Origin of the sequence: Arenimonas sp. (assembly GCF_041913985.1) — a bacterium.
Lineage (GTDB): Bacteria > Pseudomonadota > Gammaproteobacteria > Xanthomonadales > Xanthomonadaceae > Arenimonas.
This window is the reverse complement of record NZ_JAYSEG010000036.1, coordinates 1-13457: the sequence shown is the minus strand read 5'-3', so window position 1 is coordinate 13457 and position 13457 is coordinate 1. Positions and strand designations below refer to the sequence as shown.

14 protein-coding genes are annotated in these 13457 nt (G+C 71.2%); 1 reads left to right on the top strand and 13 read right to left on the bottom strand.

Features of this window, described 5'->3' with window-relative positions; translation table 11 throughout:
- Nucleotides 1-16: 16 nt before the first annotated feature.
- The 13 genes from ACE3Q2_RS11455 to nirK all read right to left on the bottom strand — a co-directional run bounded on the left by ACE3Q2_RS11455 (nucleotide 17) and on the right by nirK (nucleotide 11792).
- Nucleotides 17-730, bottom strand: coding sequence for a sulfite exporter TauE/SafE family protein (locus tag ACE3Q2_RS11455; protein ID WP_374474115.1), 714 nt, complete (start codon nucleotides 728-730; stop codon nucleotides 17-19).
- On the bottom strand, nucleotides 730-921 hold the full coding sequence (gene ccoS / locus ACE3Q2_RS11450; protein WP_374474114.1) for a cbb3-type cytochrome oxidase assembly protein CcoS: 192 nt from the start codon (nucleotides 919-921) through the stop codon (nucleotides 730-732). The genes ACE3Q2_RS11455 and ccoS overlap by 1 nt, the downstream gene beginning before the upstream one ends.
- Complete coding sequence (locus ACE3Q2_RS11445; RefSeq protein ID WP_374474113.1) at nucleotides 918-3293, bottom strand: heavy metal translocating P-type ATPase; 2376 nt, start codon at nucleotides 3291-3293, stop codon at nucleotides 918-920. The genes ccoS and ACE3Q2_RS11445 overlap by 4 nt, the downstream gene beginning before the upstream one ends.
- Nucleotides 3290-3787 carry a FixH family protein gene (locus ACE3Q2_RS11440; RefSeq protein ID WP_374474112.1) on the bottom strand — a complete coding sequence of 166 codons (498 nt, stop codon included), beginning with the start codon at nucleotides 3785-3787 and terminating at the stop codon, nucleotides 3290-3292. Before ACE3Q2_RS11440 ends, ACE3Q2_RS11445 begins: the two co-directional genes overlap by 4 nt.
- Nucleotides 3787-5340 carry a 4Fe-4S dicluster domain-containing protein gene (locus tag ACE3Q2_RS11435; protein WP_374474111.1) on the bottom strand — a complete coding sequence of 518 codons (1554 nt, stop codon included), beginning with the start codon at nucleotides 5338-5340 and terminating at the stop codon, nucleotides 3787-3789. The genes ACE3Q2_RS11440 and ACE3Q2_RS11435 overlap by 1 nt, the downstream gene beginning before the upstream one ends.
- 6 nt (nucleotides 5341-5346) lie before the next feature.
- Nucleotides 5347-5640 carry a hypothetical protein gene (locus tag ACE3Q2_RS11430; protein ID WP_231698764.1) on the bottom strand — a complete coding sequence of 98 codons (294 nt, stop codon included), beginning with the start codon at nucleotides 5638-5640 and terminating at the stop codon, nucleotides 5347-5349.
- Nucleotides 5637-6560 carry a cytochrome-c oxidase, cbb3-type subunit III gene (gene ccoP / locus ACE3Q2_RS11425; RefSeq protein WP_374474109.1) on the bottom strand — a complete coding sequence of 308 codons (924 nt, stop codon included), beginning with the start codon at nucleotides 6558-6560 and terminating at the stop codon, nucleotides 5637-5639. The genes ACE3Q2_RS11430 and ccoP overlap by 4 nt, the downstream gene beginning before the upstream one ends.
- Entirely contained in the window at nucleotides 6557-6697 is a 141-nt protein-coding gene (locus ACE3Q2_RS11420; protein WP_231698766.1) for a cbb3-type cytochrome c oxidase subunit 3, read from the bottom strand. The genes ccoP and ACE3Q2_RS11420 overlap by 4 nt, the downstream gene beginning before the upstream one ends.
- A 3-nt stretch (nucleotides 6698-6700) precedes the next feature.
- The gene (ccoO, locus tag ACE3Q2_RS11415; RefSeq protein ID WP_374474108.1) at nucleotides 6701-7306 is read right to left on the bottom strand and encodes a cytochrome-c oxidase, cbb3-type subunit II; all 606 of its coding nucleotides are present in this window, start codon (nucleotides 7304-7306) and stop codon (nucleotides 6701-6703) included.
- A gap of 10 nt (nucleotides 7307-7316) precedes the next feature.
- Complete coding sequence (gene ccoN / locus ACE3Q2_RS11410; protein WP_374474107.1) at nucleotides 7317-8759, bottom strand: cytochrome-c oxidase, cbb3-type subunit I; 1443 nt, start codon at nucleotides 8757-8759, stop codon at nucleotides 7317-7319.
- A 132-nt stretch (nucleotides 8760-8891) separates the two neighbouring features.
- Nucleotides 8892-9488, bottom strand: a complete 597-nt coding sequence (locus ACE3Q2_RS11405) for an SCO family protein (protein WP_231698769.1) — start codon at nucleotides 9486-9488, stop codon at nucleotides 8892-8894.
- Nucleotides 9485-10264 (bottom strand): formylglycine-generating enzyme family protein, encoded by a 780-nt coding sequence (locus ACE3Q2_RS11400; RefSeq protein ID WP_231698770.1) that lies wholly within the window; start codon nucleotides 10262-10264, stop codon nucleotides 9485-9487. Before ACE3Q2_RS11400 ends, ACE3Q2_RS11405 begins: the two co-directional genes overlap by 4 nt.
- A gap of 1 nt (nucleotide 10265) precedes the next feature.
- Entirely contained in the window at nucleotides 10266-11792 is a 1527-nt protein-coding gene (gene nirK / locus ACE3Q2_RS11395; protein WP_374474106.1) for a copper-containing nitrite reductase, read from the bottom strand.
- A gap of 244 nt (nucleotides 11793-12036) precedes the next feature.
- Between nirK and ACE3Q2_RS11390 the strand changes: the two genes are divergently transcribed.
- A complete protein-coding gene (locus ACE3Q2_RS11390) occupies nucleotides 12037-13236 on the top strand; it encodes an alginate export family protein (protein ID WP_374474105.1) in 1200 nt (399 codons plus the stop codon).
- The last annotated feature ends 221 nt before the right edge of the window (nucleotides 13237-13457 follow it).

Below are 13457 nucleotides of genomic sequence, written 5' to 3'. Positions count from 1 at the left end.
TTGAAGACGCCCACACCTAAACGGACCGACACCCCATCGCCTCGAGCACCGCGTGGATGGCCGGCTGCCCGGCCAGCCACGGGCCGGCCATGGTGACGATGCCGGCGAGCGCCACCAGCGCCGCGGCGCCCACGCGCCAGGCGCGTTTCGCGAGCAGCCCGCCGAGGCGTGCGCCGCTCCAGGTCACCGGCACCATCGTGGCCATCGTGCCCAGGCCGAAGGCGGCCATGATGAGCGCGCCGTGCAGCGCGCTCGCTTCCAGCCAGGCCGCCGCCAGCACCGTGGTGGACAGGCCGCAGGGCAGCCAGCCCCAGAGCATGCCGGTGGCCCAGGGGCGCAGCGGGCCGGCGGAGGGCAGCTTCGCCTGCAGCGGGCGCAGCAGCTTCCACAGGCCGGCGCCGCCGCGTGAGAGGAAACCGAGTCGGTGCGGCCACAGCAGGCGCACGGCCACCATCAGCAGCACCGCACCCATGGCCACGCGCAGCGTGGTGGCCAGGCCGTCGGAGCGCGCGAGCAGCAGCAGGCCGCCACCGAAGCCGCCGACGAGGGCGCCGGCCAGCGTGTAACCCAGCACGCGGCCGCCGTTGAGCGCAAAGGCGTTGCCCAGCCCCTGCTTCGCCGAGGTGGCGGCCAGGCCGGTGGCGATGCCGCCGCACATGGCCACGCAGTGCACGCCGCCGAGCAGGCCGGTGAGCAGGGCGGCGCCGAGGGTGAGCAGGTCGACCGGCATCAGTCGCCGTCGGGGCGCGCGGGCGGCGGCGGGGCGCGCGGCGGGGCGGGGCGGTCTTCGTCGCGCAGCATGTCGAGCGCGGGCGTGTCGAGGTCGTCGAACTGCCCGCCGCGCACGGCCCACAGGAAGGCCCAGATGGCGGCGCCGAGCAGCAGCAGGGAAATGGGGATCAGGGCCAGCAGGATATTCATGGATTGCCTCGGGGCGCGCGCCCCAGGCGCAGCGCGTTGGCGGTGACCACCAGCGAAGACGCCGCCATGCCCAGCGCGGCCAGCCCCGGCGTCACCCAGCCCAGCGCCGCGAACGGCAGGGCCAGCAGATTGTAGGCCAGGGCCCAGCCCAGGTTCTGGTGGATGATGCGGCGGCAGCGGCGCGCCAGCGCCACCGATTCGGGCAGGCGCATCAGCGCGCTGCCGGCCAGCACCAGGCCGGCGGAACGATGCGCCAGCGGCGCGCCGGCGGCCATGGCCACGGAGACGTCGGCGCCGGCCAGCACCGGCGCGTCGTTGATGCCGTCGCCCACGGCCAGCACGCGGTGGCCTTCGGCCTGCAGCGCGCGCACGGCGGCGAGCTTGTCCTCGGGCGACTGCCGCGCGTGGAAGTCGGTGATGCCCACTTCGGCGGCAACGGTAGCCACCGTGGCCTGGCCGTCGCCGCTGAGCAGGTGCGGCGCCAGGCCGAGCGCGCGCAGCGCCGCCACGGCCTCGCGGGCGTCGGGGCGCAGCGGGTCGGCCACTTCGAAGCGGGCGAAGGCGCGGGCGCCGTCGCCCAGCCACAGCGCGCCGTCGTCGGTGCCGCCGCAGGCGAATTCAGCGCGGCCCAGGCGCCACTCGCGCCCGTCCACCACGCCCGAGACGCCTCGTCCAGGCGCAGCCACCACGTTCGTTGCCACCGGCACCGCACCGTCGGCGAAGGCGGCGGCCAGTGGGTGCCCGGCGTTGGCTTCGAGCGCGGCGGCGATGCGCTGCAGCGCCGGCAGGTCGCCGTCGCCCATGGCCTCGGCGCGCACCAGGCGCGGACGGCCGAGCGTGAGCGTGCCGGTCTTGTCGAGCACCACGGTGTCGGCCTGGGCCAGGGTTTCCAGCGCGTCGGCGCCGAGCGCCAGCACGCCGCGTTTCGCCAGCGCGCCGTGCGAGGTGGCCAGCGCCGCCGGCACCGCCAGCGACAGCGCGCAGGGGCAGCTCACCACCAGCACCGCCAGCGCGATCTCGAAGGCGCGCGCCGGCTCCACCTGCCACCAGGCCCAGAACACCAGGCCGGCGGCGATGAACAGCGCCACCACGAAACGCATGGCCACCTCGTCGGCGAAACGCGCCAGCCGCGGCCGCTGCGCCTGCGCCTGCTCGACCGCGCGGGTGAGCTGGGACAGGCGCGTGTCGCTGCCGGTGCGGGTGACGCGCAGGCGCGCGGCGGCTTCGCGGCAGGTGCTGCCGGCGTAGAGCGTGTCGCCGGCGGCCTTGGGCACGGGCACCGATTCGCCGGTGAGCAGGGATTCGTCCATGGCCGCGGCGCGGTCGAGCAGTTCGCCGTCGGCGGGCACGGTGTCGCCGGCGGCCACCTGCACCACGTCGCCGGCGGCGAGCGCGGCCACGGGCACCTGTTCGCGGCCGGCGGCGGTTTCGCGCCAGGCCAGGGCGGGCTGGGCGCGCGCCAGCGTGTCGAGCTGGGCGCTGGCCTGGCGCCGCGCCATGCGTTCCAGGAAACGCGCGGCCAGCAGGAACAGCACGAACATCACCGCCGCGTCGTACCAGACATGGGCGCCGCCGCGCAGCGTTTCCACCAGGCTGGCGAAGTAGGCCAGCAGCACCGAGGTAGCCACCAGCGTGTCCATGCCCGGGCGGCGGTGGCGCAGCTCGGCCAGCATGCCGGTGAGGAAGGGCCAGCCGGAGAAGAACACCACCGGCGTGGACACCAGGAAGGTGATCCAGCGGAAGAAGTCGCGCGTGGCCGGCGCCATTTCGTTGGCGGTGTCGAGGTAGAGCGCCTCGGCGAACATCATGGCCTGGGTGGCGCCGAGCGCGGCCACGCCCAGGCGGGCAATCAGGCGGTTGCGCTCGCGCCGGCGTTCGCGCTCGGCGGCTTCGCCCTGCGCCAGGTGCGGCCGGTAGCCCAGCGAGGCCAGGCGCGTGAGCACGTTCGAAAGCGGGGTGGCGGCGGGGTTCCAGCCGATGCGCACGCGGCCGGTGACGGCGTTGGCGCTCACGTCGCAGACGCCGGGCTCGCGCCGCAGCGCATGGTCGATCAGCCAGGCGCAGGCGGCGCAGCGCATGCCTTCGACCACCACGGTGATCTCGCGGCCCTCGGGCGTGGCCACGGCGTGGCCGGCCTGCACGTCGCCGCGGTCCCAGGCGCGGTAGTCGCCGGGGGCGATGTCCACGCGGGCGCCGTCGGCCTGGCGCAGGGTGTAGTAGTCGGCCAGGCCGGCGTCGCGGATCCAGTTGGCGGCCGCGCCGCAGCCGGTGCAGCAGACCAGGCGCTCCTGGTCGCCGATGCGTACGCGCACCGGGTCGGCGGGCAGGGGTTCACCGCAATGGAAACAGCGCAGCTCCAACGCGCGGTTCACGGCGTGGTGACCGCCGGCTCCAGGCGAAGTTCGGTGTCACCGGGCTGGTAGCGGCCCACCAGGCGCCAGCTGCCATCGGCGGCCAGCAGGCGCACGTGCCAGCCATGCGGCGCGGCGATGGACTCGCCGGCGCGCCAGCCGCGCGGGTCGGGCGCGAGCACCAGCTGGCGGTCGAGCGTGGACTCGATCGGGTGCACGAGCTGCAGCAGCGGTGCCACCGGGCCGGCGGACTGGTCGAGCACTACCAGCGCGGAATCGGGCGCCAGCGTGAGCGTGGCGGCCAGGCCGCGGGCGGCGGCGGTTTCGTCGGCTTCGATCGAGGCCACCTGCACCTGGGCGGTGCGGCGCACCTTGTCGGGGTTGGCGTCGGTGGCGCTGTCGCCCATGGCCACGGACAGGGTCCAGAAGCCGGCCACCACCGTGGCCGCGGGGATGCCCAGCACCAGCCAGGCCACCGGGTTGCCGAAACGGCCGCGCTTGCCTTCGGCGTCCATCAGAAGGGCCCGAAGAACCGGGTTTCCTCGGTTTCGCTCACGCCCTCGGCGTCGGACTCGACCACGAAGTCCACGTCCACGCGGCCCTTGGCCAGGCCGGCCGGCGCGCGCAGGGTGACCGGCACGGTCAGCACTTCCTCGGCGGCCGCGGCGTGCACGGCGTTGGCCTCCACCAGCGTGATGCCCTCGGGGCCGACCACGCGGATGCGGAAATTGCGCGCCTGCGTGTCCTTGTTGACGATGCGCAGGGTGTAGCCGTTTTCGATGCTGCCATCGGCCGCGGTGCGGTAGAGCGCGTTGCGGTCGCGCATGACGTCGACGATGAGCGGGCTGCGCTGAAGGATGCCGACGGCGGTGCCGATGGCCAGCGCGCACAGCAGCGCGGCATAGACCAGCACGCGCGGGCGCACGAGCTTGTTGGGCTTGCCGTCCACCGCGTTCTGGGTGGTGTAGCGCACAAGGCCGCGCGGGTAGCCGATCTTGTCCATCACCTCGTCGCAGGCGTCCACGCAGGCGCCGCAGGCGATGCACTCGTACTGCAGGCCGTTGCGGATGTCGATGCCGGTGGGACAGACCTGCACGCAGATGGTGCAGTCGATGCAGTCGCCCAGGTCGTCGGGCGAATTCACCGCGGGCGGCGGCGGCAGGCCCGACTGCGCGTCCACCACCAGGCCGGTGGTGGCGCGGGCGCCGAGCTGCAGGTCGGCGGCGCTGCGGTGCTGGGCCGCGTGCACCACGGCGCTGGTGGCCACGTCCAGCTTCAGCAGGCCGCGGGCGCGCTCGAGCACGCTGGCCAGCTTGCCCTTCTTGCGGGGGCCGCGGGGTTCGCCGCGCATCGGGTCGTAGGCGATGATCAGGGTGTTGCGGTCGAACATGGCGCCCTGGAAGCGGGCGTAGGGGCACATGTACTTGCACACCTGTTCGCGCAGCACGCCGGCGTTGCCCCAGGTGGCCAGCGAATAGAACAGCACCCAGAAGGTTTCCCAGCCGCCCCAGGCGAAGGGCAGCAGGCGGTCGGCCAGGTCGCGGATGGGGGTGAAGTAACCGACGAAGGTGAAGCCGGTCCAGAGCGCGAACACGAACCACAGGATGTGCTTGGACACCTTGCGCACGACCTTGTCGCGGGTCCACGGCGCCTTGTCGAGCTTCATGCGCTTGGCGCGGTCGCCCTCGGTCCAGCGCTCCATCCAGATGAAGACTTCCGTCCACACCGTCTGCGGGCAGGCGTAGCCGCACCACAGGCGGCCGGCGAGGGCGGTGAAGAAGAACAGCGACAGGCCCGCCATGATCATCAGCAGGGCCAGGAACAGGAAATCCTGCGGCCAGAACACCAGCCCGAACACGTAGAACTTGCGCGCCGGCAGGTCCCACAGCACGGCCTGGCGGTCGTCCCACTGCAGCCAGGCGAAGGTGTAGTACATGCCCAGCAGCCAGATCACCGCGGCCTTGCGCAGGGACTGGAAGCGGCCACCCTGCTCGCGCGGGTAGACCTTCTTCTCGGAAACGTAGAGGGAGACTTCCTCCACGAGCTCGCTGGGGATTTCCTTGGCCACGTGGGCTTAGTCCTTGGGCAACGGCTTGTTGTAGCGGCTTGCCGGCCGCAGCAGGATCCAGGTGAACAGGCTGCTGCTGGCGGTGCAGGCCCAGAACATGAAGAAGCCGAGGGTGTAGCCGACGCCGCGGCTCACCTCGACGTCCGGGAAGGTCATGTCCCGCAGCAGCAGGGGGTCGACGAAGGCGAAGAACACCATCGTGGCCACGCCGGCGGCGAAGAAGCTGGGCCAGAGGATGGCCCCGAGCCGCTGCGCGAGCGGCCGGGGCGGGTGGTCGAAGCGGGCGTCGGCCTGGCTCACGGGGTGGCCTGGGCGGCCCCGTCCTTGCCGTGCGACAGCGACCAGACGTAGGCGCCGACGAGGCGGACGCGGGTGTCGCCGATGATCGGTTCGTGTGCCGGCATCATGCCCTGGCGGCCCTTGTTGATACCTTCGCTGATGGTGGCGAAATCGCTGCCATAAAGCCAGACGTCGTCGGTCAGGTTGGGCGCGCCCAGCATCGGGTTGCCCTTGCCGTCGACGCCGTGGCAGGCGGCGCAGACACCGGCGAAGCGGGCCTTGCCGGCTTCGGCCAGGGCCGGGTCGGCCTTGATGCCCGACAGGCTCTGCACGTAGGCCGCCACCTCGGTCACGCCGACGTCGCCGCCGATCGCCGCAGCCAGCGGCGGCATCGCCGCCTGGCGGCCCTGCTGCAGGGTCGTCAGGATCTGCTCGGGGCTGCCGCCCCAGAGCCAGTCATTGTCGGTGAGGTTGGGGAAGCCCTTGGCGCCGCGCGCGTCGGAGCCGTGGCACTGGGCGCAGTGGTTCGCGAACAGGCGGGCACCGAAGGCCACGGCCTCGGGGTGCCTGGCGACCTCGTCGATGGCCATGCCGTCGAAGCGGCCGAAGGCTTCCGCCAGGCGGGCGTCGGCGTCGGCCTTGTCGGCGTCGTGCTCCTTGGCCGAGGTCCAGCCCGAGGTGCCGGCGAAGTTGCCGAAGCCCGGGTACCAGACCAGGTAGCCGATCGAGAAGATGATGGTCAGCCAGAACAGGTTGATCCACCAGCGCGGGAGCGGCTTGTTGTACTCGGTGAGGTCGCCGTCCCAGACGTGGCCGGTGGTTTCGGCGGTGTTCTTGCCGTCGTTGCCGCGGCGGCGGGCGGTCCACCACAACAGCAGGCCGCAGCCCACGATGTTGATGACGACCAGGACGATGACGTAAAGGGACCAGCCGGTATTCATGGGGTGTTCTCGCTCTGGTCTTCAAGGGGAAGGCGGGCGGCGGCGTCGAACTCGGCCTTTCGCTTCTTGCTGAAGGCCCAGGCCACGCCACCAAGGAAGGTGGCCAGCAGGATGGCGGTGGTGATTCCGGCGATCATGGTTCAGCCCTTCGGTGCGTTCTTGCCGAGGCCCTGGAGATAGGCCACCAGCGCGTCGAGTTCGGACTTGCCGGTGACCACGGCGGCGGCGCCGTCGATCTCCTCGTCGGTGTACGGGTCGCCCAGGCGCTGCAGGGCGCGCATGTTGGCGGCCACCGCGGCCGGGTCCACCGGGGTTTCGGCCAGCCAGGGGTAGGCGGGCATGTTCGACACCGGCACCACGTCGCGCGGGTTCATCAGGTGCACGCGGTGCCAGTCGTCGGAGTAGCGGCCGCCGACGCGGGCCAGGTCCGGGCCGGTGCGCTTGCTGCCCCACTGGAACGGGCGGTCGTACACCGATTCGCCGGCCAGCGAGTAGTGGCCGTAGCGCTCGGTCTCGTGGCGCAGGGTGCGCACCATCTGCGAGTGGCAGTTGTAGCAGCCCTCGCGGACGTAGATGTCGCGCCCGGCCAGCTCGAGCGGGCCGTAGGGCTTCACGCCCGGCAGCGGCTGCACGGTCTCGGCCTGGTACATCAGCGGGACGATCTCGGCCAGGCCACCGAAGGAGATGGCGACGGCGATCAGGATCGCCATCCAGCCGACATTGGTTTCGATTTTCTCGTGGCTCATGTCGGGGTCCTCAGGCGTGGGCTTCGGCGGCCGGCGGCAGCACCGGGGCGTCGACCCGGCCCTTCGCCAGCTTGAAGGTGCGGATGGTGTTTACCGTCATCAGGCCCATGCCCGCGATCACCAGCAGGCCGCCGATCAGGCGCACCAGGTAGTACGGGTAGTTGAACTCGACGATCTCGGAGAAGGCGTAGGTGAGCGTGCCGTCGGCGTTGGCGGCGCGCGCCATCAGGCCCTGGTAGATGCCGGCGATCCACATCGACACGGTGTAGAGCACCACGCCGATGGTGTGCACCCAGAAGTGCTGGTCGATCATCTTGGTGCTGGCCATTTCCTTCAGGCCCAGGCAGCGCGGGATCAGCATGTAGATCGAGCCGATCGAGATCATGGCCACCCAGCCCAGCGCGCCGGAGTGCACGTGGCCGATGGTCCAGTCGGTGTAGTGGCTGAGCGCGTTGACGGTCTTGATCGACATCATCGGGCCCTCGAAGGTGCTCATCATGTAGAACGAGATGGCTACCACCAGGAACTTGATGATCGGGTCGGTGCGCAGCTTGTGCCAGGCGCCCGAGAGGGTCATCACGCCGTTGATCGCGCCGCCCCATGAGGGCGCCAGCAGGATCAGCGAGAACACCATGCCCAGGCTCTGCGCCCAGTCGGGGATGGCCGTGTACTGCAGGTGGTGCGGGCCGGCCCACATGTAGATGGCGATCAGGGCCCAGAAGTGCACGATCGACAGGCGGTAGCTGTAGATCGGGCGGCCGGCCTGGCGCGGCACGAAGTAATACATCATGCCCAGGAAGCCGGCGGTGAGGAAAAAGCCCACCGCGTTGTGGCCGTACCACCACTGCACCATGGCATCCACGGCGCCGGAATACACCGGGTAGCTGTGCATCGCGCTGGCCGGCATGGCCAGCGAGTTGACGATGTGCAGCAGCGCCACGGCGAGGATGTAGGCGCCGTAGAACCAGTTCGCGACGAAGATGTGCTTCACGCGGCGCTTGGCGATGGTGCCGAAGAACAGCACGGCGTAGGCGACCCAGACCACCGCGATCAGCACGTCGATCGGCCAGGCCAGCTCGGCGTATTCCTTGCCCTGGGTGTAGCCCAGCGGCAGGGAGACGGCCGCGGCCAGGATGACCAGCTGCCAGCCCCAGAACACGAAGGCCGCCAGCTTGTCGCTGATCAGCCGCACGTGGCTGGTTCGTTGCACCACGTACAGGCTGGTGGCGAACAGCGCGCAGCCGCCGAACGCGAAGATCACGGCGTTGGTGTGCAGGGGCCGCAGGCGGCCGAAGCTGAGCCAGGCGGTGTCGAAGTTGAGGGCCGGCCAGTACAGCTGGGCGGCGATGATCACGCCCACCAGCATGCCCACCACGCCCCAGACCACGGTCATCACTGCGAATTGCAGTACGACCTTGTCGTTGTACGTTTCTGCTTTGTTGTCGAGCGTCATCGGTGTTTTCCCCGTTTACGTGCCGGCGATTATGGGCAGGCCGGATTGCGGCCTGCTTGACCCTAGTCAATTCACATCGCCCGCCAGGCCTCTCCCAAGGCGGCGGGCTCCCCTGGCGGGCAATCTAACCCACTATTTCGCAGCCAGCGCGGCCTTCACGGCGGCCAGGAAGGCCGGGTCGGGCACGCTGCCCAGCTTTTCCGTGCGGGCCAGCACGCGGCCCTCGCGGTCGAGCAGCACCAGCGCGGAGGTGTGGTTGAACTCGCCGTCGGCCAGGGCGCGGTAGCGCACCCCCAGCACGGCGGCCAGCTTGCGTACGCCGGCGGCCTCGGTGCGGGCCAGGGTCCAGCGGGCCGGGTCGAGCCGGCGCTTGTCGAAGACGCTGCGCAGGGCGGCCACGTCGTCGCGGGCCGGGTCCAGGCTGACCAGCAGCACGCCCAGGCGGGCGCGTTCGGCCGGCGTGAGCGCGTGTTCCACGCCCTTGGCGCTGTCGATGATCAGCGGGCAGACGTAGCGGCAGGAGGTGTAGAACATGGCCACCAGCCGCACCCGGCCGCGGCCGTCGGCGAGCTGGAAGCCGCGCCCGGCCTGGTCGGTGTAGGCGTCGGCCAGGCGGTAGGCGGAATCGCCGGGCAGGGCCGCGGCGGGGGCGGCCGCGGCGGCGGCCGCGGGGAAGGGGGCGGCGGCCAGGCCCAGCAGGGCGGCCAGCAGCAGGGTGCGGGTGTTCATGGGGTTTTCCCCGGCAGGTCCCGCGCGCAGCGGAAGCCCAGGTTGGCGGTGGTGTCCTCGGCCTGCAGGGCCGAGAGCATGGCCACGCGCATCAGCACGGCGTAGTTTTCGCGGTCGTCCATGGACAGGGCGCCGGCGCCGCAGAACTTGAGGTTGTCGGGGTCGCCCTGGTCGCGGTTGTCGGCCGAAACCAGCATGGCGCTGTAGTCCTCGACCCATTCCCAGACCAGGCCATGCAGGTCGCGCACGCCGTGCAGGTCGGCCGGGCCCTGGCCCACGGCCGCCAGCGGGCGGTTCGAGGGCAGCGAGTACCAGGCCAGGATGCGTTCGCGCCAGGCCGGGTCGCTGCGGGCGTCGGCGCGGGTTTCGTCGGCGGCCGCGGCGTATTCCCACTCGGCCCAGGTGGGCAGGCGGGCGCCCTGGGCCTCGCAATAGGCCTGGGCGGCGAACCAGCTGACGTTCGTGACCGGCTGTTCCGGCAGGGCGGCGGGGCCCAGGGTGGTGGGGCCCTGCCAGTGTTTGAGGTAGCGCGCCTCGGCGAACACTTCCGGCGCCGTCCCGCGCTGCCAGTCGGGGTGGCGGCGCACGAAGGCCAGGAATTCGGCGTTGGTCACCGGCAGCCGCTGCAGCTCGAACGGCGCCACCTTCACCTGGCCGCCGGTGTCCTCGTAGCGCAGCACCGACTTGAATTCGCCGCCCGGCAGCCGCGCCCAGCCACCCCCGGCCGCGAGGGCGGGGGTGGCGAGCAGGGCCAGGGCCAGGCAGGCCGCGCGCATGTCAGTGCGCCGCGCCTTCCGAGCGTTCGGTGCTGGCGCGCACCTTGGCGACCTCGTCCTTGCTCACGCGGCCACCCGGGTTGCCCCAGCTGTTGAGCGCGTAGGTGAGGATGTTGGCCACTTCGTCGTCGGTGAGCTGGCTCATCGGCGGCATCACCGAGTTGTAGTCCTGGCCGTTCACCGTGACCGGGCCGCTGAGGCCGTTGAGCACCACGTTGATCAGCGCGTCGTTGCCCTTGGCCAGGTAGTCGGACCCGGCCAGCGGCGGGAACACGCCCGGCAGGCCCCTGCCGTCTGGCTGGTGGCAGGTGGAGCAGGTGCCGGCGAACAGCGCGCCGCCCGCCTTCACCTGGTCCTCGAGGCTGAGCGTGCCGGCCTGCGCGGCGGCGGCGGCCTGGGCCACCGGGGCCATGGAGGCGGCCTTGTCGCCGAGGTAGGTTTCGTCCACCTCCTTGCCCGAGTAGATGTCCGGGTTCTCCGGGCCGTCGACCTTCATGATCGCCAGCGCGCCCTTGTTGAAGGCGCGGAACAGCGAGTGGTCGACCAGCACGTAGCTGCCCGGCACCTCGGTGTGGAAGTCGGCGATGGCGGCGCCACCGGCCGGGATGAGCGTGGTCTGCACGTTCTCCTGGAAGCGCGTGCCGCCCTCGAACCAGACCTTGTCGAAGATCTCGCCGATCACGTGGAAGCTCGACACCAGGTTCGGGCCGCCGTTGCCCACGTACATGCGCACGCTTTCACCCACGTTCGCCTTGAGCGCGTTGTCGCCGGTGAGCGCGCCCTCGGAGCCGTTGAACAGCACGTAGGTCGGGTTCTCGTCGATGGCACGCTGCATGTCGAAGGGCGCGTGGCCCTTCTCGCGGTACTTGGTGGTGGTGTAGAAGTCGCCCTGCATCACGTAGAACTCGCGGTCCACCTTCGGCAGGCCTTCGGGCGGCTCGACCAGGATCAGGCCGTACATGCCGTTGGCCACGTGCATGCCTACCGGCGCGGTGGCGCAGTGGTAGACGTACAGGCCGGCGTTGAGCGCCTTGAAGGTGAACTGCGAGCTGTGGCCCGGGGCGGTGAAGCTCGAGGCCGCGCCGCCGCCCGGCCCGGTGACGCCGTGCAGGTCGATGTTGTGCGGCATCTTCGAATCGGGGTGGTTGTTGAGGTGGAACTCCACCGTGTCGCCCTGGCGCACGCGGATGAAGCTGCCGGGCACGGTGCCGCCGAAGGTCCAGAAGGTGTAGGTGACGCCCTCGGAGATCTCCAGGTCGACCTCGCGCACTTCCAGGTTCACCACCACCTTGGCCGGGTAGTCGCGGTCGATGGCCGGCGGCACCATCGGCGGGCTGGTCAGCACGGCTTCGATGGGCTCGCCCTGCGGCGGGCCGAAGTCGCCCTTGCGCGAACCGCCGGTGTCGGATTCGCCGTTCGCGGCGGCCGTGGGCTGGTCGCGGGCGTCGAGGTTGGCGTTGGGGTTGTCGCGGCAGCCGGGCAGGGCCAGCAGGGCGGCGATCGAGAGGGCGAGCAGGTGGCGCTTCATCGTGCTTCTCCGGTCAAGTGTTGTCGTTTCAACAATGGCGGCAGCTTCCCGCGAATACGCAGGGGCGTCGCTGATGCACATCAAGCGGACGCGCCTCGGGGGAGTCTGCACCCCTTGGGCGGCGAGGGGAACCCCGGGGGCCTGCGAGAAAATCTCGTGGCGGCTTGACGTGGCTCATGGGCGGACGCGGCGCGGCGGCGCAGCATCCACGCGACCCGATCCGGGCCACTTATGGACGCGTGCCATGACACTCGCAAGACAGATCGCGCTGGCGCTGGGCTGCGCCGCGCTGCAGGCCGCCGGGGCGGCCGCCGCCGATCCCGGCCAGTGGACCGCCAACCTGCGCTACCGGCATGAGTCGGTGGACGACGCCGCCTTCGCCCGCGACGCCAGTGCCGACACCCTGCGCCTGCGCCTGGGCTGGAGCCGCGGCTTCGGGCAAGGCTGGTCGGTGGGCCTGGAAGGCGAGGGCGTGGCCGAGATCGGCGACGACTTCAATTCCGGCGCCAACGGCCGTACCGCCTACCCGCTGGTGCCCGATGCGCGTGCGCTGGAGCTCAACCAGGCCTGGCTGCGCTGGCGCGGCGAACGCGGCGGCGCCACGCTGGGCCGCCAGCGCCTGCTGCTGGACAACCAGCGCTTCGTGGGCAACGTGGGCTGGCGCCAGAACGAGCAGACCTATGACGCCGTGCTGCTGGAAGCCACGCCGCGTGCGGGCCTGACCCTGCGCTACGCCTGGCTCGACCGCGTGCACCGCGTGTCCGGCGACGAGGCCCGCGACCCGCTGGCGCGCGAGCGCGACCTCGACGCCCACCTGGCCAACCTGGCCTGGCAGGGCGGGGCGGGCACCTTGGTGGGGTATGCCTACCTGCTGGAGGACCAGGACGTGGCCACGGCCTCCACCCGCACGCTGGGACTGCGCTGGACCGGTGAACGCGCGCTGGGCGCGGCGAAGCTGGGCTGGGCGCTGGAAGCGGCACGCCAGCGCGACCACGCCGGCAACCCACGCGACATCGACGCCGACTATTTCCTGGTGGAGCCGGCGCTCACCGCCGCGGGCCTGACCTGGAAGCTGGGCTGGGAGCAGCTGGGCGGCGACGGCGCCAACGCCTTCCAGACCCCGCTGGCCACGCTGCACGCCTTCAACGGCTGGGCCGACAAGTTCGTGGTGACGCCGGCCAACGGCCTGGACGACCGCTACGGATCGGTGTCGGGCAAGTTCGGCAGTGGCAAGCTCGAAGGCAAGCTGGGTTGGACCGTGGCCTTCCACGACTTCCAGGCCGACCGCGGCGGCGCAGACTACGGCCGCGAGTGGGACGCCTCGCTGTCCTTCCCGCTGCCGGCCGGCTTCAGCGGCCTGGTGAAGCTGGCCGACTACCGCAGCGACGGTTTCGCCCGCGACACCCGCAAGCTCTGGCTGCAGGTCGAGCGCAGCTGGCCCTGATTCTGCCTTTGTAGGAGCGGCTTCAGCCGCGAAGCCTTTCGCGAATAGCTTCGCTGCTGAAGTCGCGCCTGGAGGTTCAGGAAAAGAAGGGTTCTTGTCCCATGTCCGGGACCGGCGCCGGTGCATTGCATCCGGTTTCGTGACGAAGGGCAGGTAGCGCGCGCTGCGATGCTTGCGCGTCTCGACCCGGGCCGCAGGGAACGATTTCTCTTGCCGATCCG

Excerpts from the sequence above, each read along its gene's own strand:
- ACE3Q2_RS11405 (WP_231698769.1), bottom strand. The coding sequence starts at position 9,488 with ATGAACACCCGCACCCTGCTGCTGGCCGCCCTGCTGGGCCTGGCCGCC.
- ACE3Q2_RS11455 (WP_374474115.1), bottom strand. The coding sequence starts at position 730 with ATGCCGGTCGACCTGCTCACCCTCGGCGCCGCCCTGCTCACCGGCCTG.
- ACE3Q2_RS11420 (WP_231698766.1), bottom strand. The coding sequence starts at position 6,697 with ATGATCGCCGGAATCACCACCGCCATCCTGCTGGCCACCTTCCTTGGT.
- ACE3Q2_RS11390 (WP_374474105.1), top strand. The coding sequence starts at position 12,037 with ATGACACTCGCAAGACAGATCGCGCTGGCGCTGGGCTGCGCCGCGCTG.
- nirK (WP_374474106.1), bottom strand. The coding sequence starts at position 11,792 with ATGAAGCGCCACCTGCTCGCCCTCTCGATCGCCGCCCTGCTGGCCCTG.
- ccoP (WP_374474109.1), bottom strand. The coding sequence starts at position 6,560 with ATGAATACCGGCTGGTCCCTTTACGTCATCGTCCTGGTCGTCATCAAC.
- ACE3Q2_RS11400 (WP_231698770.1), bottom strand. The coding sequence starts at position 10,264 with ATGCGCGCGGCCTGCCTGGCCCTGGCCCTGCTCGCCACCCCCGCCCTC.
- ACE3Q2_RS11440 (WP_374474112.1), bottom strand. The coding sequence starts at position 3,787 with ATGGACGCCGAAGGCAAGCGCGGCCGTTTCGGCAACCCGGTGGCCTGG.
- ccoO (WP_374474108.1), bottom strand. The coding sequence starts at position 7,306 with ATGAGCCACGAGAAAATCGAAACCAATGTCGGCTGGATGGCGATCCTG.
- ccoS (WP_374474114.1), bottom strand. The coding sequence starts at position 921 with ATGAATATCCTGCTGGCCCTGATCCCCATTTCCCTGCTGCTGCTCGGC.
- ccoN (WP_374474107.1), bottom strand. The coding sequence starts at position 8,759 with ATGACGCTCGACAACAAAGCAGAAACGTACAACGACAAGGTCGTACTG.